The organism is Sulfuricurvum sp. (assembly GCF_028681615.1).
Taxonomy (GTDB): domain Bacteria; phylum Campylobacterota; class Campylobacteria; order Campylobacterales; family Sulfurimonadaceae; genus Sulfuricurvum.
In genome coordinates this window covers 1-18,934 of sequence record NZ_JAQUHV010000024.1, presented here as the reverse complement: position 1 = coordinate 18,934, position 18,934 = coordinate 1, and the positions used below count along the sequence as shown (strand labels likewise).

Annotated in this window: 21 protein-coding genes and 1 tRNA gene; 12 read left to right on the top strand and 10 right to left on the bottom strand. The window is 43.6% G+C overall.

Translation table 11 applies throughout. The annotated features are described in order from the left end of the window. Nucleotide 1: 1 nt before the first annotated feature. Complete coding sequence (gene rpsU / locus PHE37_RS13395; protein ID WP_015652475.1) at nt 2-214, bottom strand: 30S ribosomal protein S21; 213 nt, start codon at nt 212-214, stop codon at nt 2-4. Nucleotides 215-334: 120 nt separating this feature from the next. On the opposite strand from rpsU, the gene PHE37_RS13390 reads away from it, so the two are divergent. From PHE37_RS13390 to PHE37_RS13380, 3 genes are all read left to right on the top strand, one after another. Beyond that, nucleotides 335-1,999 (top strand): methyl-accepting chemotaxis protein, encoded by a 1,665-nt coding sequence (locus PHE37_RS13390; protein WP_299994409.1) that lies wholly within the window; start codon nt 335-337, stop codon nt 1,997-1,999. A 29-nt stretch (nt 2,000-2,028) separates the two neighbouring features. Further along, nucleotides 2,029-3,672 (top strand): DNA primase, encoded by a 1,644-nt coding sequence (gene dnaG, locus PHE37_RS13385; RefSeq protein ID WP_299994407.1) that lies wholly within the window; start codon nt 2,029-2,031, stop codon nt 3,670-3,672. Nucleotides 3,673-3,813: 141 nt separating this feature from the next. After that, entirely contained in the window at nt 3,814-4,785 is a 972-nt protein-coding gene (locus tag PHE37_RS13380; RefSeq protein WP_299994405.1) for an argininosuccinate synthase domain-containing protein, read from the top strand. Nucleotides 4,786-4,820: 35 nt separating this feature from the next. On the opposite strand, the gene PHE37_RS13375 is transcribed toward PHE37_RS13380, so the two are convergent. Further along, nucleotides 4,821-5,198, bottom strand: a complete 378-nt coding sequence (locus PHE37_RS13375; protein ID WP_299994403.1) for a DUF805 domain-containing protein — start codon at nt 5,196-5,198, stop codon at nt 4,821-4,823. A 50-nt stretch (nt 5,199-5,248) separates the two neighbouring features. Beyond that, nucleotides 5,249-5,512: a heavy metal-associated domain-containing protein gene (locus tag PHE37_RS13370; protein ID WP_299994401.1), complete on the bottom strand. Its 264-nt coding sequence runs from the start codon at nt 5,510-5,512 to the stop codon at nt 5,249-5,251. Nucleotides 5,513-5,632: 120 nt separating this feature from the next. Here PHE37_RS13370 and PHE37_RS13365 point away from each other — a divergent pair, with 120 nt between their 5' ends. Further along, a complete protein-coding gene (locus tag PHE37_RS13365) occupies nt 5,633-6,322 on the top strand; it encodes a sulfite exporter TauE/SafE family protein (RefSeq protein WP_299994398.1) in 690 nt (229 codons plus the stop codon). A gap of 16 nt (nt 6,323-6,338) precedes the next feature. Here PHE37_RS13365 and PHE37_RS13360 read toward each other — a convergent pair whose 3' ends face one another. Genes PHE37_RS13360 through PHE37_RS13335 form a run of 6 tightly spaced genes read right to left on the bottom strand, consistent with a single transcriptional unit; the run spans nt 6,339 to nt 13,786 of the window. Then, entirely contained in the window at nt 6,339-8,000 is a 1,662-nt protein-coding gene (locus PHE37_RS13360; protein WP_299994397.1) for a PAS domain-containing sensor histidine kinase, read from the bottom strand. Between the two features lie 8 nt (nt 8,001-8,008). Next, nucleotides 8,009-9,133: an FIST N-terminal domain-containing protein gene (locus PHE37_RS13355; RefSeq protein WP_299994395.1), complete on the bottom strand. Its 1,125-nt coding sequence runs from the start codon at nt 9,131-9,133 to the stop codon at nt 8,009-8,011. A 27-nt stretch (nt 9,134-9,160) separates the two neighbouring features. Then, nucleotides 9,161-9,952 carry an HDOD domain-containing protein gene (locus tag PHE37_RS13350; RefSeq protein ID WP_299994394.1) on the bottom strand — a complete coding sequence of 264 codons (792 nt, stop codon included), beginning with the start codon at nt 9,950-9,952 and terminating at the stop codon, nt 9,161-9,163. Between the two features lie 13 nt (nt 9,953-9,965). After that, nucleotides 9,966-12,296: an ATP-binding protein gene (locus PHE37_RS13345; RefSeq protein WP_299994393.1), complete on the bottom strand. Its 2,331-nt coding sequence runs from the start codon at nt 12,294-12,296 to the stop codon at nt 9,966-9,968. Next, nucleotides 12,296-12,667: a response regulator gene (locus PHE37_RS13340; protein WP_299994392.1), complete on the bottom strand. Its 372-nt coding sequence runs from the start codon at nt 12,665-12,667 to the stop codon at nt 12,296-12,298. Before PHE37_RS13340 ends, PHE37_RS13345 begins: the two co-directional genes overlap by 1 nt. A gap of 12 nt (nt 12,668-12,679) precedes the next feature. Then, nucleotides 12,680-13,786, bottom strand: a complete 1,107-nt coding sequence (locus tag PHE37_RS13335) for an HD domain-containing phosphohydrolase (RefSeq protein ID WP_299994391.1) — start codon at nt 13,784-13,786, stop codon at nt 12,680-12,682. 117 nt (nt 13,787-13,903) lie between these two features. Between PHE37_RS13335 and PHE37_RS13330 the strand changes: the two genes are divergently transcribed. After that, a complete protein-coding gene (locus PHE37_RS13330; protein WP_299994389.1) occupies nt 13,904-14,326 on the top strand; it encodes a hypothetical protein in 423 nt (140 codons plus the stop codon). A gap of 8 nt (nt 14,327-14,334) precedes the next feature. Here PHE37_RS13330 and PHE37_RS13325 read toward each other — a convergent pair whose 3' ends face one another. Then, complete coding sequence (locus tag PHE37_RS13325; RefSeq protein ID WP_299994388.1) at nt 14,335-15,009, bottom strand: hypothetical protein; 675 nt, start codon at nt 15,007-15,009, stop codon at nt 14,335-14,337. 108 nt (nt 15,010-15,117) lie between these two features. On the opposite strand from PHE37_RS13325, the gene PHE37_RS13320 reads away from it, so the two are divergent. The 7 genes from PHE37_RS13320 (at nt 15,118) to PHE37_RS13290 (ending at nt 18,827) form a co-directional block, all read left to right on the top strand. Continuing rightward, a tRNA-Ala gene (locus tag PHE37_RS13320) sits at nt 15,118-15,193 on the top strand. 201 nt (nt 15,194-15,394) lie between these two features. Then, nucleotides 15,395-16,687 carry an integrase arm-type DNA-binding domain-containing protein gene (locus tag PHE37_RS13315; protein ID WP_299994387.1) on the top strand — a complete coding sequence of 431 codons (1,293 nt, stop codon included), beginning with the start codon at nt 15,395-15,397 and terminating at the stop codon, nt 16,685-16,687. Continuing rightward, entirely contained in the window at nt 16,684-17,340 is a 657-nt protein-coding gene (locus PHE37_RS13310) for a hypothetical protein (protein ID WP_299994386.1), read from the top strand. The genes PHE37_RS13315 and PHE37_RS13310 overlap by 4 nt, the downstream gene beginning before the upstream one ends. 111 nt (nt 17,341-17,451) lie before the next feature. Then, the gene (locus PHE37_RS13305; RefSeq protein WP_299994385.1) at nt 17,452-17,634 is read left to right on the top strand and encodes an AlpA family phage regulatory protein; all 183 of its coding nucleotides are present in this window, start codon (nt 17,452-17,454) and stop codon (nt 17,632-17,634) included. Beyond that, nucleotides 17,631-17,816 (top strand): hypothetical protein, encoded by a 186-nt coding sequence (locus PHE37_RS13300; RefSeq protein ID WP_299994384.1) that lies wholly within the window; start codon nt 17,631-17,633, stop codon nt 17,814-17,816. Before PHE37_RS13305 ends, PHE37_RS13300 begins: the two co-directional genes overlap by 4 nt. After that, a complete protein-coding gene (locus PHE37_RS13295; RefSeq protein WP_299994383.1) occupies nt 17,813-18,088 on the top strand; it encodes a hypothetical protein in 276 nt (91 codons plus the stop codon). The genes PHE37_RS13300 and PHE37_RS13295 overlap by 4 nt, the downstream gene beginning before the upstream one ends. 286 nt (nt 18,089-18,374) lie before the next feature. Continuing rightward, nucleotides 18,375-18,827: a hypothetical protein gene (locus PHE37_RS13290; protein WP_299994382.1), complete on the top strand. Its 453-nt coding sequence runs from the start codon at nt 18,375-18,377 to the stop codon at nt 18,825-18,827. The last annotated feature ends 107 nt before the right edge of the window (nt 18,828-18,934 follow it).

Sequence of the window (18,934 nt, the reverse complement as noted above, 5' to 3'; positions counted from 1 at the left end):
ATTACAGGCGAGATTCGTAACGTCGCATCATATACAAACGTTTTAACATCTTTTTGCGAGCGCTGATTTTGAACTGTTTACGTTTTTCAGTCTCTGTAACATGGTTACGACGAGCACGAGCTTCAGTAACAATCAGATTACGATCTGTTTGTTTCTTGAAACGGCGGTAAGCAGCATCAAAGTTATCATCTTGTCTAAGAACGATACCAGGCATTCACATCACCTACTTTCTATTTAAAATTTTTGAACCCGAATCATACCTGAATTTCGTCGAAAAAGGAAACTTTTAGCCTAATATAGGTTATCATTTATATATTGCATAGCGGAGTTTTTAATGAATCCACGCAAAACATTGATGTGGCTGGTTTTTGCCGGAATGATGATTCCCCCAATCGTGTGGGTTTTCCTCCTCTTCTTTTCATACCTTTTCACATTGGAAGAATTAATCTCTACGCTGGTCTCAATTCCTATGACCCTTTATATGCTCATCGCTACCTCTATCATGATTTTCGGATTTAACCGCACTCTGGACAAACTCGAAACTTTGATGAGATCGTCATCGAATCATGAAGAAGCGGCTGCTATCATCGCGCGGTTGCCGTATTGGTTTTTAATCGGCGAGATGCTTTACACGCTTTTAGGCCCTGCCGTCGTACTCTCAGGAAAATCGTTTATCACGATAGAACGGTTCGGTTTGGCTGAATTTGCGGTATTACCGCTGCTGTTGCTCTTTATTATTCCTATATTTATTTTATTTGTTATCCGACTTGAAGAATGGACAACGAATGTCCCGCTAAGCGAACGTCACCCCTTCATATCATTCGGCAGGAAAATGGTTCTCGCCATTTTTACCACGATCATCGGAAATATCGTTTTATTGGTGCTGCTCAATACCATTTTGCTGTATGCGGTACCGCATCTCGATCTTTCAACCCTTTTGACTAAAAACATCGTGGTTGCCTTCATCGGTATCATCATTTCTGCCCTAAATATGACTCTCTTAATCGCTCAGGTAACCCGCCCTGTCAAAAGTCTCACCGATAATCTCAAAACAGACCTGTTTAATCTCACCAAATCGTTCCAAGGTTTCACCCGGGATGAAACCGGTATCATGATGAGCAGTCTCAATCGTTTTGTTTCCGAAATGGAGCAGGCGATATCCCAATCTAAAACGATCGCGACATCCAACCTCTCTGCCGCACATACACTTGATTCCATCAATAAAGAGGTGAAAGATCGTGCACATCAAAGCAACACAATTACGAACAAAACATCCGAACAAGCCCATTCCATTGAACTAATCGCCAATAATGGAGTAGAAAGTTTATCCATAACTCTGGATACGATGAGCAGTGCTTTAGCGCAACTGCACAACGGACGTCAGGAATTATCTACTCTGCTCGAAACGATTTCGCACAGTACCCAGCTCGAAGCGGAACTTGCCGAAAAACTCAACAATCTCAATACCGAAGCGTCTCAGGTCAAACACATTCTCTCCGTTATCGGCGATATCGCCGACCAAACCAATCTGCTCGCGCTTAATGCCGCTATTGAAGCGGCACGCGCAGGAGAACACGGTCGCGGATTCGCCGTCGTAGCGGATGAAGTGCGTAAACTTGCCGAGAAAACCCAACACAGCCTGATCGAGATCAATGCAACCATCAACATCATTGTCCAAAGTATCTCCGATGCAACCGATCAAATGCACCAAAACACCGATGCACTGCACAATGTCTCAACGATCTCTGAGAGAGTTGATCGAAATATCAATGAAACGGTTCAAGCAATGGAGCAGACTAACACCCTCACCACCCAAAGCGTTAGCAATTCACAAACCATTGCCCGCCATATCGAAGACATGCTTTCCCAGATTAATACGCTCGGCTCCATCACATCGGCGAATGACATATCCATGCAGGAACTCTCGGGTATCGTACAAACCATTGCAGCTTCCGCAGACGCGCTCAATACTCAACTGGGGCAATTTAAGACACGTTAAAATCAGCCCCGTTTCGCTAAAATACCGTTATGATAACCCAAGACTCCATCGAGGCTCTCAAAGCCCGACTTGACATTGTCGATGTCGTAGGCTCTTATATCGAGCTAAAGCGTGCAGGAAGCAGCTTCAAAGCACCCTGCCCGTTTCATGATGAGAAATCTCCCAGCTTCACCGTCAATCCGAGCCGACAGAAATATCACTGTTTTGGATGCGGCGCGGGGGGAGATTCGATTAACTTCGTCATGGAATACGAAAAACTTAGCTATCCCGAAGCGATTGAAAAACTTGCGGCATCGGTCAATTTCACCCTCCATTACACCGACAATACCCAACAAAAAAAACGCTCTAATCTTCTTGAAACGCTTAATGATTGGTATCAAAAACTCCTCGAAGAAAAACGCGAAGCGATGTCCTATCTCCATGCACGGGGAATTTATGCTTCCAGTATCGAGCGGTTCGGTATCGGGTACGCTCCGACTTCTCCCGAAACACTCCGTTTTTTGGAGCAACGCAAACTCTCTACTGCCGAAGCGATCGAGCAGGGAGCTATCGGCCGCGGAGACGACGGACGCCTTTTCGCCCGCTTTATCGAACGGATCACCTTTCCTATCCATTCCACGAGCGGTGCCATCGTAGGTTTCGGTGGACGCACCATCACCGGACATCAGGCAAAATATGTCAATTCGTCCCAAAGTGCCATCTTTAATAAATCGCGTCTTCTCTATGCGTATCATCTTGCCCGTGAAGCGATCTACCGCCGTCGTGAGATCATTGTAACGGAGGGATATCTGGATGTCGTGATGCTCCACCAGGCCGGATTTACCCATGCCGTTGCCACCCTTGGTACGGCTCTTACGGCTGAGCACTTACCGCTTCTGCGAAAAGGGGAGCCTAAAATCTTTCTCGCGTATGACGGAGACAAAGCCGGACGTGCCGCTGCATTTAAAGCATCAAAACTGCTGAGTATGTCCGGATTTGACGGTGGTGTTATCCTTTTTGAGGGGGGACTCGATCCGGCGGACATGATCAAAAACGGCCAGATTGAAGCGCTTAATGCTCTTTTACACCGTCCTATCCCTTTTATCGAGTTTGTTATTACGGAATCTATCGCAGCCTATGATCTCCAAGATCCCAAAGCCAAAGAGACGGCATTGCACGAAAATATCGCTTTTCTAAAGACCCTCTCCCCTCTGCTTCAAGAAGAGTATCGCCCTTTTGTCGCCTCAAAACTGGGAATCTCTCCGTCGCTTATCCAAGTAGGCCGTGTCAAAAACACGACGGTTCAACCGATCAATTTTTCCCACCACGATGTTTGGGAACTCAGCTTTATCAAAACTCTTTTAGAGCGACCCAACATTACCGACTCTTTGCTCGATTTTATTGACGGGTCTCTCTTGCAATACCATGGAAGCGAGTTCGAAGCTGCTCTTAGAGGAGACGTACACGATCCTCGATTAAGTGCGCTGATGGTAGATGATCGGATTCGAACATTTGAGGGAGACGAGGGATTAAAGCAGGAACTTATTACCTTTTTAACTGCCCATTATAACCGTGAGCTCAAGAAAATCACGACCCAAAATACGGTATCATTCGATCAAAAATCATACTTAATACGTCAATTTCGGGACAAAATCGAACGGCTCAAACGAGGCGAACTCGTACCGCTCGGATAACCGATATACATACTTTTCTGTTTAGTCAGAAAAGTACCAAAAGAACATACCGTAATCCAAAAACGCTTCCTTCCTCTCGGCACTGCTGCCTTCGGAACAGCTCTTGGTATTGGATTACGGGGATTTATCAAAAGGAAAATTATGAAAGCCATAGCCCTCTTCAGCGGCGGACTTGATTCAACTCTCGCCATGAAACTCATCATCGATCAAGGAATCGAAGTCATTGCCTGCAATATCAACACAGGGTTCGGTTCAACCAAAGACCGCCTCAGCCATATGAAAAACATGTGCGAACAGGTGGGTGCCGAGTTTCGAAGTGTCGATATTCGAGATGAGTACATTCGTGAAGTTCTCTTTACCCCTAAATACGGCTACGGCAAAAACTTCAACCCCTGTATCGACTGCCACGGCAAAATGTTTGAAGTCGCCAAACGGAAAATGGAGGAGTGGGGGGCAAGTTTCCTGATCAGCGGCGAAGTGTTAGGTCAGCGCCCGATGAGCCAAAACAGCGAATCACTCCAGAAAGTTCTCAACCTCAGCAACTGTGAAGGGCTCCTTCTGCGCCCGTTGAGCGCCCAAGCCCTCGAACCGACGATCCCGGAACTCGAAGGGTGGGTAGACCGTGACAAACTCGAAAATATCGTCGGACGTAATCGTGACCGTCAGATGGAGTTAGCCGAGTTATTCGGTCTGAAAGATTACGAAGCCCCGGGCGGAGGATGTCTCCTCACGGATGAGAAGTTCTCCAACAAAATCCGTGATTTTATCGCACACGATACAATGAGCGTTGAGGACATCCCGACCCTCAAATACGGTCGTCAGCTCCGACTCCCTGATGGTGCAAAGTTTATCATCGGGCGCAATGCCGAAGATAATGCCGTGTTGGAAGCGATCGTAAATCCAAAATACGTCCATATCCATACGGAGCTCTTCGGCCCCCACTCACTGATCTCGCACAATGCGAGCGAAAACGACAAGATGTTAGCGGCGAAACTGATGTTAGCGTATTGTAAACCGGGGTTTGAGGGGGAACAAACATTGATGTTTGGAGAGGAATCACTAACTACCGTTAGCGATCTTACGCGCAATGATGCGGCTAAGTATTTTATCTGATTGGCATTCCCAAAACAATTGGGAATGACGGGAAACTAATGTGCGGGTGCTTCTCCGTACTCATTTGAACCTTCCATGGAAGGTTGGACAAACCAAAAAAGAAGCGCAAGCCATCCGATAATCGGAATGAAGATCAGAAGGTACCACCAGCCGCTTCTTCCGGTATCATGCAACCGTCTCACAGCCACGGCAATACCGGGGAGAATAAGTCCTAAGGTTACGACAACATTAGCGATATTTGCAAGTGTTGAGCCCATGCCCAGAATATGACCAACCATTCCCGCAACAAATCCGACAACAAATCCAATAAGAAACTGCCCTACGACAAACCACCAATATTCCGAACGTGGTGCCCGCCCTGTGAACTCTGCATATTTTGTTAAACATGTAGAAATAGACTCTTGAAATGTCACAACTTACCCCCGATAAATAATGTTCAGAGGCAATATATCATAAAAACTAACTATTTGGCAACTTTACAGCCGTAACCCGCTTTTTTCACCGCATCACACATCGCCTCAGGTTTTGTGCCGTCAGATGCTTTCACTTCCGCACGTCCCTCTTTGAGATAGACACTCGCTTCTTTTACACCGTTAACTTCGTTCAAAGAACCTTTAACATTTTTGACGCACGCCGGACACATCATTCCGTCGATATTTAATTTGACCAGCTGATCTGCACCGGAAACTGCTACCAATGCGCACAGAGTAAGGAGAACTTTTTTCATTCACGAATCCTTTAAATGATTTCGTGCTATTGTTTCATACAACTGTTAAATTTGTGTTAAACCTTAACACTTTTGTAACGAAAATCATTTAGACTATTGATATTTTGAAAAGGCTTATTTATGCATGGGATTGAATGGTGGTTGATTGTCTCCATAGCATTCGCAGGGAGTTTCGGTCACTGCATCGGAATGTGCGGCGGATTTATCGTTGCTTACAGCTCTACCAAAATCGATGCATCGATGAGTCGCACAGAACAATTCGTCCGTCACGGGGCCTATAACCTCGGGCGTGTCAGCTCTTATGCCGTTTTAGGGATGGTTTTCGGTGCGATCGGGTCGCTTTTCGCCTTGAGTATGGAGATGCACGGGGTTTTGTTTATCTTTGCCGGAATCATCATGATCATCACGGCACTTGGGATGTTCGGCCTTTCCAAGCTGATTCATGTGCTGGAACGGGGATTTTCCAGTAACGCTCTTTTTAAAGCCCTTTTTTCCCGTCTCATCAAGAGCAAAAGTATCGGAAGTTTTTTTGCCCTTGGGGTGATGAACGGATTCTTTCCATGCGGATTTGTTTTCTTTTTTGCCGCCAAAGCGGCGGCATCGGCATCTATCCTCAAAGGGGGATTGATCATGGCGGTATTCGGTCTCGCAACCGTTCCGACATTGCTCGCGCTGGGGCAATCGGTCTCTATTTTCAAAGAGATCGCATTCCGACAAACTATGAACCGCATTGCTGCATTGGCGATCTTGATCTACGGACTTTACAGCGTTTATTACGGACTTGCCTATTTCTTCGACTTGCCGATTTAATACAACTCCGTTGTACTCACATCTCAGGCTTTGGTAGAGAAAAGTAAAATCGGCTTCCTTTCCCCACGATACTTTCAACCCAAATCGTCCCTCCATGCAACTCAATGATTTTTTTAACAATCGTCAAACCAAGACCCGTTCCCTTTATCGCGTCGTTTTGATGCTCGCGGATTTGTACGAACGGATCAAACAATGTGGAAATCTTCTCTTGTGCAATCCCGTATCCATGATCACTGATGCAAAAGGTCTCCCGATCTATTTCATGAGTAAACTCAAGTGTAATCGTTTCATTCTCAGGTGAAAATTTAATTGCGTTGCTAAGGAGATTAATCAATACTTGTTTAATGAGCTGACGATCGGCATAAACCGAAGCTCCTATATCGATTTTAAATGAACGTTTTAACCCTTTTTTATCAGCCATCGGCTCAGTCAGAATATTCACTTCATCGATCAGATCGTACAATGGAAATAAAGTTTTATGAACCTCCATCTTGCCTGCTTCAATTTTTGAGAAATCAAGGATAGTGTTCACAAGGGAGAGAAGATTTCTCCCTGAAATGAGAATCTTCTCTATAAACATCTTGGCTGCACTTGAAGTATCGGGCTTTGCCATCAGAATCTGTGAGAATCCCAAGATAGCATTGAGCGGGGTACGGAGTTCATGGCTCATATTTGAGAGAAATGTATCTTTCGCCAAATTAGCCTCTTTGGCCTGATTCATTGCCATAATCGCTTCATCGCGGGCTAGTTTTAATTCTTCCTGCGCCCGTATCCGCTCGCTGATATTCTTTTTAACCGCTACGACATGGGTAACTTTACCCCGCTCAATCAACGGTGTAACCGTCAACTCTTCAAAATATATAGTCCCGGATTTTATCTGTGCGAGAAGTTCTCCATCCCAAACGTGTCCACTTTTAACCGTTTTCCAACACTCTTGGATGAGTGAGGGGTCATTAATCTGCTCATCTGCGATAAAGTGAGATTTTTTACCCACAATTTCTTCTTGATCATATCCGCTAAAACGTAAATATTCGCCATTAGCGTATTGTATATTCCCATGGCTGTCGGCAATCAGCATCATTGTAGCCGTCGATTCCAGAGCAAGCTGCTGCAAATCGATCAACTCTTGGCGTTTTTGGTCCAACGTGATGTCAGAAAATGAAAAAACGATCCCCTTGGGGGTATCACCTTCCATAATCGGATAAGCAGAAAATCGGATAGGGATAATTTTACCCTCAGCCCCGAAGATCTGCGTTTCCCCCTCTTTCCGTCCGAAACCTGCTCCATACTTGATGATTTCGGCTATGTCACTATCTTGCAAAAATGTTTCTATATTATGCCCGATCAATTGTGCTTCATTGCGCCCCAACATAGAAGAAGCGCTTTCGTTTGCAAAAATTACATTACCTTTGATATCGACGGCAAACAGCCCGACGCTAAGCGCATTTAAAATCGAGTCATGCATCTCTTTATGCCGCTGCATCAAAGATCGATTTGCATCTTCGAGCTCTTTTGAACTCACGTCAAGCGTATGTTCCAAAAGTTTGCGTTCTTTGTCTGCATCCTCATAAAATGTATTGATACTTTCTAAAAACGGGGTTAATTCTTCCACTAATTCAGGTCGAACGAACCGCCGCATTTGTCGAATCAATAAACGATGATACGGCAGTTCAGACATTTCGGTTCCTACTCGTAAATACTGACCAGAGTCATGGTTTGATTATGAAGCGTACAGCGCGATGCACCCAGTTCAGACAATTCGCCATACGAATAAAATCCGGTAATCACCGCTTTTTCGCCAAGCGTTTCACGAATAATTTCAATCTCCTCTTCGCACAGCTGCCCCAATACCAAACGCCGACCAACGCAGCTGACAGCAATAACCAAAAATTCTTGGTCCTGATCCAATTTAGACGCTTGTGCCGCCAACCCCGCATGCTCGATTAAAAGATCCATATTGGTTTTTAGCAATCGACATAAATTTCCCTCAGGAACATCTCCCGCAAAAGTAAGACTTTGTTCCTCTTCATTCACCGCCAACAAGGTTCGTATGATCGGAATGGCAGTTCTGTCTTCTCGTACACTCATCGGGAAACGAAGCCCGCTTCCGGGCAAATCGACAGCAAACTCTCCCAAATAACTCTTGTACAACGCTAATGCCGGTTTATCATCAATCGTATAGAGAATATTCCCTTTGGAGCGCGTGATGACCCGTTCCGGGCCGAACTCTTCCCATCCTGCGAAACATCCGCTTTTCGCTTGAAGCGTCTCTCCGTATAATCCGATTGCCGCAACGATCCCGGTCTGTGCCGGAGCTTGCGCCATGACATAGGTTGTTCCAAACCGCGTCCCGTCTCCAGCCAATCCGCCTGTAATGGCAATTCCCTCGTGCAATACCTGTGAAAATCCGCGGGCGAGCTCGCTACCGTTTATCAGCAATCCGTCCGAAAGAATCATTACATGTCGCAGAGATTCTCCCAGTAGCTCTTGACCCAAAGTTGCTCCGAGTGTTTCTGCATCTGCACAATCGGCAATCTTTTTGGAAACACAGCGGACAGCGGAACGTTCAAAGGTGATTGCGGTTACTACGGCATCATGATCGCTGATCGTTGTATTCGATACGTTGCCGGAACTGCTGGCTCCGATGATCACAGCATTCGGATACATGCCGCTAAGCGTTTCATACCACTGCGTTTCCAGGCACTTGGCATTATCGAAAAAAACAAGTACCAAATTACGCATCGGCCCCTGCACTGCATCATAACCGATCCATCCGTCTTTCTCGCTCCATCGTAATTGTTCACTGTGCATTCTTACCCCTTATAGTAAATCAGACTCTCATTCTTTGTTTCGGCTTTTAAGCGATATAAGCGCCTCTTCAAAGGCTTCCCGATTTAGTCCTAATGTTGCAATTGCTTCAAATGCCTCGTTTTTACCTTTCTCACTTAGAGCCTGACGAACATTTACCGCTTTGACGACAACACTTAAAACCTGTGAATAGGGATTGGTCGTTTCCGGATTGGAGATATCTCTAAGCGCTTCGACCAATGGCGTTTCGAAATTCCAATGTTCAAACATCATTGACGCAATCTCGTAACTGCTCATACCGAGATAGCACCGTTCAATCTCTATAATGGATTTGTCTTGTGTCATTTCTTGTGAAAAACGTTCAAATTCTCCGGAAACAATCACTCTGAGCGATGCCAAGAGTTTTCCAAGCTCCATAAAGAATGCACAGCTTTGCAATAACGGCAGCATGGTTTTGTCAACATTGCGGTACCATTCACGTATTAGCGCCGTTTGTAATGTCGATGTTTCCGTTAAACTCTCAATCGTGACGCCATAAGGAGTCAAATCTATCTGTATGGCTTTTTTAATGGCATTTGCAGCAGCAAATCCGCGAATCATCGAAATCCCGAACAGCATAATCGCCTGCGGGATAGAAGATATCTCTTTGCTCATTCCGTACAACGGCGAATTGACCGACTTAAGAATATTTGCACTGAGCATTGGGTCACCCTCAATCACTTTTGCAAGCTCATCAATATCCGTATCTGTGCTCATACATAACTCATGGATCCGTACAATCGAAGCCGGAAGTGGGGGAAGACTTTTTATCTCATTAACCATAAAATTTTTCTCCTTAAAGTCGTTGGGTTAAATAATCGCAAATTTCTTGCATGTGGGCTTTGTTAAATATCCCTTCAACACTCTCCGTATCAGGCAGATGAGCGATGAGTTTACTGTCATCTTCCGCAGAGATGATAATGACAGGCGTTAAGATACGGTTATTTTCCATAAATTGAAGTACTTCCGAGCTGATACCGTCTACCAAGAAAAAGTCGAGGACAATAAAGTCAAAACTTTCCCCTTCCAGCAGCTCTTTGGCTTTATTTACGGAATTAGTCACAACCAAATGATAATATTCACTTAAGCGATCAATCAATATTTTTTGGTATTCAAGGGCATCTTCCACAATCAGCATCCGTTTGGCTTTTTCATTGGAAGACACATACCGTTCCACCGTATTTTGGGTCTGAGATACCGGGATTGTAAAATAAAAACATGATCCGATTCCCGGTTTGCTGTCGACCCATAAATGGCCTCCGTGCAAATCCTCAATGATACGTTTTGTAATAGCCAGCCCCAGTCCGGTCCCTTTTGAGGATTTTTGAAACGGACTTTCAACCTGCGTAAACGGATCAAACAGCGTTGCAATGTCTTTTGCCTCAATTCCTATACCGGTATCGCAAATACTAAAACGGTACACCCGTTTCTCGTCATCAAAATCAACCGACATTGTCACTTCTCCCCCTTCGGGGGTGAATTTAATCGCATTACTCAGTAAATTCAACAAAACCTGATGGATAAGCTGCCGATCCAAATAAAGACCCAAAGAGATCATTTCGGGATAATGGAAACGAATCGACTTTTTAAGCGCCATAGGTTCAATGATCGTTGCAACATCACGCATGATTCCCGATACAATCGTCACTTCCGGTTTGAAGTTCAATTTTCCGGCTTCCAGCTTCGCGAAATCGAGGATCGTATTCACCAAGGTCAAAAGATTGTTCCCCGCGATACCGATCTTATCAATGTAAGGTTTAAAATTTTGGGGAAGGGCCTGATTCATCCCTAAAATCTGGGAAAAACCGATAATAGCATTCAGTGGGGTACGCAGCTCATGACTCATATTGGCTAAGAACATGTCTTTAGACTGACTTGCCCGTTCCACTTGATCAACAAGCTGTATCAGCGCATATTCACGCTCCCGACTATAGGCGTTTTGACGGATTATCTCCAACAATATTTTGATAATTTCAACCATGAACACTTTGTTTGAAATCGGTTTTATTGTGACACCGATATTGATCCGCTTATTTTTCAAAGTGATTCGTGAGCGGATATCATACTCGACACCGGCAGGAAAATCCTTGATACTGACAAAAAGGTCTTCAATACACCATCCCAGAATATGATACAGTTGTCCTGAGAGCTTATCTTGTAGAGTTTCGATCCCTTCTTCTGTATCACGGTGTATCGTCGCATCATAGATGGTTTGGGTACACGCTTCCAAAAACATCATTCCCGAATGGACCCCGAGATAGGATGTCGCCGATATCTCCTCCAGAGGTTTATCGATAACAGTATAAAGCAGTGCAGAAGATTCATCTATCTCACGTACAACACTCTCCATCTCCTCTTTTTTCATATCGGGTGCAATCAACCGATCAATCGCTTCATGGTAACGGTGGTGTAAAGCACGAACGTCGCCAAAATTGATTCCGAATCCTTCAAGCAATGCCTGCTTTTGTATCAACGTATCCATCAGTGCGGTAAATTGGCACTCTGCTTCACTGCTGAAGTGTATGCCTGTTTCACCGGAAGATTTATCTGCCTCGAAATATTTCAACACTTTTTTCTGACTCTGCTTATGGACAGTCAAAGCGGCATACAGCTTATCAAAAAGATTAAGAATTTCGTTCTCTTTTTTTAACTCTTCCTGATGCTCGGAATAGCGTTCAAAATAGCTCTCATTCATGACCGCTTCGGAAATATGGAGCATTTTTAGGATAATGGACATATCTTCTCTGATTTGGGTATTGACTTCACTCAAATCGATAATGATTTCACTTAAAATATTAAAGCCTCTGGAGATATGAATCGACTCTAGGCCTAAAGCAATATGGATCTGCCCGATCTGACGGGTACGATCCAAAATACGTTCATCAAAGGGATGGATAAACAATGAGCTGAAATACTCTGACTGCATCCGTATGAGGCGCGGTACATCGGAAGAAGATAAAACACTGTAGTACAAAGGATCCTTCAACAAATAGTGGTTATACATCCGGTCATACACCAATGCTGCAAAAGAGTGAATATAAGTACCCACCTTCTCCCGCTTTTTCATCTGCTCTTCATTCAAACCGAATACAGCGATAACCGAAGCGACATCAACCAATTTGTACATCAATGCACTCCGGCTTTCAAATACGGATCCAGTACCGATTTCATTTCACCCATATCGATCGGTTTTGAAATATAGCGCTCAAAACCGTGCATCAGCAATTTTTCTTTATCCCCGCTGATCGCGTATGCGGTAACACAAATCATCGGCACATTCAGCCCCAGTATTTTTACCTGACTGACCAGCTCATATCCGTTCATTAGCGGCATATCGACATCCGTCAATACCAAATTAAAGGGTTCCACTTTAAGTTTTTCGAGTGCTTCCAACCCGTTTGAAACCAATTGCATTTCCACTTCCGGATAGAGCAGTTCGATCATTGCCTGGACAACCATTTGATTATATTCTTCATCTTCAGCTATTAGTATACGCATATGACTTTCCTTCTATTGTATCTGATCAATCAAATTCATAATCGACGGTACGGCTTCTTCATCCGGGAACGCCTCTCTTATCTCCAAAAACAGATCCAAATGATCAATGAGCAAATCGACCAGTTGAGCATCAAAATGGCTTCCGCGTCCTTCACGGATTATGTCAATTGTCTGATCGATACTGAACGCTTTTTTATAGACCCGTTCCGAACTCAACGCATCGAACACATCGGCGATGGAAACGATCCGTGCATGAATATGAATATCATCGCCCTTAAGACCGTTCGGATACCCGCTGCCATCGATTTTTTCGTGATGCTGCAGTGCAATAATACGTCCGGCGTCAATAACGGGATAGCTGCCATCGGTTTCCAGCATCTTCGCACCGATTGAGGTGTGGAGTTTCATGATTTCAAACTCTTCCACAGAAAATCGTCCCGGTTTGAGCAGTATTCGATCCGGTATCCCTACCTTCCCGATATCGTGCAAAGGGGAAGCATAAAGAATCAATTCGACTTCCTCACTGCAAAGCCCCGCCAGTTCAGCCAATTTAGCCGAATAATGGCTCATCCGCTTAATATGCATCCCCGTTTCCAAATCACGATACTCGGATGCTTTCCCCAAGCGTGCCGAAATTTCATACTCGGTTTTTTTGGCAAACAACAGTGCCTCCTGTAACTGCGCCGTTCTTTTTTGGACTTTCTCTTCAAGCAGATGGTTCATATCGGCTAAGTTGTCCTGATACTCTTTGATTTTAGCATAGTTGAACGTTCGGAGTTTGAGTTCTTCCACATCAATGGGTTTACTCAAAAAATCGCTCGCACCTTCACGCAGGGCCCGGTTTTTCTCTTCCGCGTTTGCAGTCACGACAATCGTAGGGATTTGCGACCAGAGAGGATGCGTTTTAATATGCTGTAGAGCTTCAAACCCATTCATTACGGGCATCGCCAAATCAAGTAATATTACATGATAATCCGGATCATTTCTCAATACGTTTAGCGCTTCTTCCCCGTTTACAGCACGCACTATTTTTACTTCCGTTGATTCCATAAATGCGAGCTCTATCAAATCAAGATTAAACTCTTGATCATCAACAGCGAGTATCTTAACTTCCGGCATTGTTTGTACCCCGTTATTATCCATTCTTATAGTGAGTGTACTCTTTGTATTTTTAAAGCATTATTAGATTGATTAAATTAACGTTATACTACACACAAATTATTCTAAGGAGTGAAAATGGCCGGAGTGATGTTTTCATTTTATAACTTTGCGTCGTTAATTGAACTCAATATCGGAATATCGGATCGTCTCGATGAAAACCGGTCTGAGAGCTTTACTATTTTGTTTTGTGATTTCACAAATATTTCACAAACATTGATTGACGCCAATCTTCCGAGCCTGCTACGTACATCCGATTCAATTGTTCATTGGGAGCACTACTACTTCTTCGTGATGCCGTATACCGATAAATACGGATGCGGAATTGTAAAACGGATGATTGAAGAGCTGTTTGCGACCTCTATTCCATCAGCAGCGGTTTGTTATCCATCCAATGGTGAGAATTCTCCGGAATTGCTGGAAGCACTCCATGTAGAAGCAAAAAAATTACATCATATCGATTTGGATTGTCTTTACAGCGCGGCTAACCGGGAACCCTGAATCACGCTTTAGCGCTGTAGGGCAACCGGTCGGAAAGAGTAGTAAGGCGAGTTTTTATAAAATTCAATCGCTTCGGAGATATCGCTTTTGCGCCCGATATTCCGATCATATATATACACGGTAGAAGAGACATTTTTACACGGCTGAGCTTTGCACGGTTCACTCTTCTCACCACTTTTTTCAGCTGCCGCTATTTCCGCTATGGCGACACTCGGGGATGGAGAAACCGTTTCTTTAGCCATAGGCTGAACAACACTCGGATGAGCAGATGCTTCTTCTTTTTTTACAACTGCGGTTTCTTCTTTTTTAGGAACCACCGATTTGGCGCTCACAACGGATGCATTGTCCTCAACCATAGCAACTTTATGATCACCCTCTTTGGCTTCACATACTTTTGGGGTATTTCGGTTGACCGGACGGATAAAAGCATCTTTTGCGACACGTTTGGCTTTCGAGAGATCCGCATGCGCTTTTTTAGCGGTAGGATATTCACCTACCGTTACAATGTTGCACTGCCCCTCTTTTTTTTGTGCGGAAGGAAGAGCTGTTTTTTGTACTTTTTTTTCAAAAGCGGGAGTAATCGAACTCTCTTTGAGAGCACTGATCGTTTGGATCGTATATTCATCCGCGCTCAACGCCATGCTTGCGACACCGCATAGTAAAATCAGGGTTAACTTTTTCATGTTCACTATATCGGCACGATCCATAAAAAACTTTACTGTAAACAGCCATTTTCTCTACTCATTGACATTTAAGAGCATCAATCGTATAATTCCCCTCCAAACTTCTTTGGGCCCTTAGCTCAGCTGGGAGAGCGCGTCGCTGGCAGCGACGAGGTCAGCGGTTCGATCCCGCTAGGGTCCACCAAGCTACAAAATCACCCCGTTTTATAACACCTCAAAAACCCTTTTAAAACCTCGCAAAATAGGCACTTTAAGCCATCTTATCAGTCCCACGCCGTATTCTCTAATCTTACAACATATCGTTTTTTAATGTACCTTTAAATGTACCTTCTTATAATGTACCTCATCAGACACCTAAAAAAGGTACATATTTCAGAGGTACATAATGGCGAATAAGAAGATAACCCCGCTCACCGATACCGAGATCAAGAACGCTAAAGCCAAAGACAAAGAGTACACCCTATCCGATGGAAACGGTTTACAGCTCAACATCAAACCCGATGGGCGGAAAGTTTGGGAGATACGTTACACGGTTGAGGGTAAAGCCAAAAAGACAACGGGCGGAACCTACCCCGCCGTATCCCTTGCAAAAGCAAGAGCCAAACGTGACGAACTCAAAGCCAAAGTTTCAGACGGTATCGACCCTATCCAAGAGAAACGAGAACGTAAAGCCATCATAGAAGCTAAAGAGATCGAAAACCAAACACTAATAGACGGACAATTTCACCGCGTCGCGTATGGTTGGTTAGATACTCTAGTAAATGATGAAACGACCAAGACAAAACGACGCAGAGCGTTTGAGCGTGATATTTTCCCGTTCCTTTGTACTTATGACGCAAAGAAAAATATAATCAGCTCCAAGCATATCGGAGAGATCGAACACCCCGAACTATTGAAGATCATCATAGCCAAAGAAGCAACCGCCCCCGAAACCGCCCGCCGTCTCTTAACCGATTGTGGGCGATTATGGCTCTATGCTATCAGTCACGGTCACGCTACTTTTAACATCACGGCGAACATCAGCAAAAAAGATACTCTCAAAAAGCACGTAAAGACCAATTACGCAAAGATTACGGACAAAACAATACTAGGGGAGCTATTGCGGGCTATCGACAGCTACAACGGCGTTATTATCAAGAATGTATTACGTTTCGTCTCCATCATTCCACTACGTGCCGATAATCTATGTAAGCTCAAATGGTCATACGTTGATTTTGATAAAGCGATCATCACGATACCACGATCAGAAATGAAAGTGAAAGATAAAAATATGCCCGACTTTGTTTTACCTCTCCCCCATCAGGCAATAGCAATTCTAAAAGAGATCAGAGAGGTAACGGGGTTTGGCGTTTGGGTGTTTCATGGTATCAGTCAGCCATTAACACACGTCGGCAAAGAGAGTGCAAACAAAGCATTAAGATCAATGGGGTTTATCGATGAGGTAAACGGGCGTAAACAAACACTGCATAGCTTTAGAGGTACGTTTCGATCATTATGCGAGACACACGCCCAAAAGCATGGCGCGACGTTTCAGACAATGGAGCGGGTACTAGATCACCAAGAACCGAACCAAGCAATCAGAGCATACACACACATGGCGGATTACACCGAACAGATGCGGGAGTTATTGCAATGGTGGGCTGATTATCTCGATGATGTTAAGATGGTGAGACAATGAAAGCATCACTACAAGACTGGAAAAAATATTTAGCAAGATATGGGCTAAAGTCTAATACGATCAAAAAATATCATTTAAAGCACAGAGGGGATTTTAAGGCTCTATTTGAGCTTATTGAAAAATACAGAGAGAAAAGAATTAAAGAAAAAAGATATTTACAAGAATACAGCATAAGGAGCGTAGAAAAGGCTTTGGATATGGCGACAATGAGCGTTAATGATATGGTCAAAAATATTAAACAAGAAGGCAATAGTAACCGACCGATAGTGTTTGATGTTGGAGTAGTAATGGCTGAAAAATACATCACGGATAACGTCGCTCTCTACGTTAAGGAAGCCGAGCTAAAAGACTTTGACGCCTTGATAGAAATAATCGGAAGTTACAAGGCGCAATATACCAAGAAGAAGCGGTTAAAAGATAAGTTATGTGGAGATACATTTCACGATAAGAGTAAGAATGCACGAAAAATACTCAGCGAAGCCCAAGAACTATTAAAGCTCATGGATAGCGATATTGTTTTACCGCCCTTCCAAGAAAATCTTTACGACAATGTTTTAGAAAATGAGACAAAGGCAAAAGTATCGGAGCTAAATATAAAATTCGATACTACCCACACCCTTGATAAGCTATTAGAGGAAGTAAGCAAAATTTAAGAAAGCACTCTCCCAAAAAACGGAACTAATTATCTTCTTTATCTCCTCACCCCCCCTATAAAATTTTATCAGACGTTGCAACGCTCTATAAACACTTATAGGACGGTCAAAATGAATCAATACCTAAGAGATAAAGACGTAGCAAAAATGCTCACAATCGGAAGATCAAGCGTTTGGAGAATGGCGAAAGAAGGGAAACTACCCGCACCTTTGAAAATCAGCGAACGAGTAACCGTGTGGAAGCTATCAGACATTGAGGCGTTTATTGCTTCACGTATGGAGGCGGTAGCATGAGAACAGAGCTACAAACCTTTATAGATCAAATCGACATAGCTAATAACTTTAGCGATAGAGAGAGCTTTGAACACATGGTACTAAAAGCCGTTGCTAACCTATTCGGCGGAAATATCCCCACTAATGAGATACTCGCTGATATTTATAATGAGCTTCAACGTATCGAAGGCGGTGTGGAATGAGTGCTAAACAATCACATACGGCAAAAATACTAACGAAGCTGTTAAACGGTGAAACGCTCATTAGTAGCGATGTCTTTGCAAGTAATACCAATCAGTATTTTGGTCATATCAAAGATCAAGGAATAGAACTTATTGAGTGGAACGAACCATCAGAGGGGAGACACTTAAAAAGGAGACTAAATTACACAGCTGAAAATATCGAAAAAGCCAAAAAATATCTTGCAAGATTAGCGGGAAAATGTACCGCCAAATCAAGCGGAAATGATAAATAATAATAGCTCTATTTCTGAGTGGTAAAACTTTCAAAAACAGCGTTTAAGCTATAAAAAAATACCCCTTACTATAAAGACTTATAACGTCTTATCAGTCGATTAGGTCAAGGGGTGAAAGAGATATACAAAAACAAGCCTCTATCCATGGCGGGATGGGGCTTTGTTTGAGGTGGTGAAAGTGCCGTTATTATGCACTTTAAGAAAACGCCCCCGTAGTGTACTCCTCTAAACATTCTAAAATCTAATATCAAGAGAAAAGAAAAAGGGTTAAAATTTTGGGTCAATCATGCAAAAAATACTCCAAGAGATAGAAAACTACCTCGATGATTTTAACAACACTCATGGGATAGATTTAGCAATCGACACCATACGGATAGAGTTCTCGAAGCAACACAAAAAAGAAGCATTAGACAAATTAGGACAATGGAAGAAAATAACTCCATCCTCAAACATATCCTCTAAGCTAAAAAAGAGGCTCAGAGAAGATGAGATTACAAGTGCCTATCAATTTGAACGTGAAAATATCTATTTTTTCTATGTATCAGAACGGCCCAAATATCGACGTGCTATCATGGTGATATTCGGAATGAAGCAATACACCTCATCACCCCCAAGCACACGCACGATAAAAAGCATAATAAACATCCTTAAAGACGTTTCGGAGCTTGACGTATGTTTTGATACACCGATACCGCCGACGCTTGACGAACTGGCAAAGCGTGGAATGACCCCCATTTAGTAGACGGTTCAATTGACGACCGACACCTCATGGTTTCTTGATTCCGAGAAGTATCTTACCTCAAATTCGTTTGGAGACAAATATCCAAGATAGCTGTGTCGTCTTTT

What these genes read in the sequence shown, in the direction of transcription:
- PHE37_RS13295 (WP_299994383.1), top strand. Translation starts at nt 17,813, where the DNA reads ATGAGTGCTAAACAATCACATACGGCAAAAATACTAACGAAGCTGTTA.
- PHE37_RS13390 (WP_299994409.1), top strand. Translation starts at nt 335, where the DNA reads ATGAATCCACGCAAAACATTGATGTGGCTGGTTTTTGCCGGAATGATG.
- PHE37_RS13315 (WP_299994387.1), top strand. Translation starts at nt 15,395, where the DNA reads ATGGCGAATAAGAAGATAACCCCGCTCACCGATACCGAGATCAAGAAC.
- PHE37_RS13290 (WP_299994382.1), top strand. Translation starts at nt 18,375, where the DNA reads ATGCAAAAAATACTCCAAGAGATAGAAAACTACCTCGATGATTTTAAC.
- PHE37_RS13330 (WP_299994389.1), top strand. Translation starts at nt 13,904, where the DNA reads ATGGCCGGAGTGATGTTTTCATTTTATAACTTTGCGTCGTTAATTGAA.
- dnaG (WP_299994407.1), top strand. Translation starts at nt 2,029, where the DNA reads ATGATAACCCAAGACTCCATCGAGGCTCTCAAAGCCCGACTTGACATT.
- PHE37_RS13370 (WP_299994401.1), bottom strand. Translation starts at nt 5,512, where the DNA reads ATGAAAAAAGTTCTCCTTACTCTGTGCGCATTGGTAGCAGTTTCCGGT.
- PHE37_RS13350 (WP_299994394.1), bottom strand. Translation starts at nt 9,952, where the DNA reads ATGGTTAATGAGATAAAAAGTCTTCCCCCACTTCCGGCTTCGATTGTA.
- PHE37_RS13340 (WP_299994392.1), bottom strand. Translation starts at nt 12,667, where the DNA reads ATGCGTATACTAATAGCTGAAGATGAAGAATATAATCAAATGGTTGTC.
- PHE37_RS13365 (WP_299994398.1), top strand. Translation starts at nt 5,633, where the DNA reads ATGCATGGGATTGAATGGTGGTTGATTGTCTCCATAGCATTCGCAGGG.
- PHE37_RS13355 (WP_299994395.1), bottom strand. Translation starts at nt 9,133, where the DNA reads ATGCACAGTGAACAATTACGATGGAGCGAGAAAGACGGATGGATCGGT.
- PHE37_RS13305 (WP_299994385.1), top strand. Translation starts at nt 17,452, where the DNA reads ATGAATCAATACCTAAGAGATAAAGACGTAGCAAAAATGCTCACAATC.
- PHE37_RS13310 (WP_299994386.1), top strand. Translation starts at nt 16,684, where the DNA reads ATGAAAGCATCACTACAAGACTGGAAAAAATATTTAGCAAGATATGGG.
- rpsU (WP_015652475.1), bottom strand. Translation starts at nt 214, where the DNA reads ATGCCTGGTATCGTTCTTAGACAAGATGATAACTTTGATGCTGCTTAC.
- PHE37_RS13380 (WP_299994405.1), top strand. Translation starts at nt 3,814, where the DNA reads ATGAAAGCCATAGCCCTCTTCAGCGGCGGACTTGATTCAACTCTCGCC.
- PHE37_RS13345 (WP_299994393.1), bottom strand. Translation starts at nt 12,296, where the DNA reads ATGTACAAATTGGTTGATGTCGCTTCGGTTATCGCTGTATTCGGTTTG.
- PHE37_RS13335 (WP_299994391.1), bottom strand. Translation starts at nt 13,786, where the DNA reads ATGCCGGAAGTTAAGATACTCGCTGTTGATGATCAAGAGTTTAATCTT.
- PHE37_RS13325 (WP_299994388.1), bottom strand. Translation starts at nt 15,009, where the DNA reads ATGAAAAAGTTAACCCTGATTTTACTATGCGGTGTCGCAAGCATGGCG.
- PHE37_RS13300 (WP_299994384.1), top strand. Translation starts at nt 17,631, where the DNA reads ATGAGAACAGAGCTACAAACCTTTATAGATCAAATCGACATAGCTAAT.
- PHE37_RS13360 (WP_299994397.1), bottom strand. Translation starts at nt 8,000, where the DNA reads ATGTCTGAACTGCCGTATCATCGTTTATTGATTCGACAAATGCGGCGG.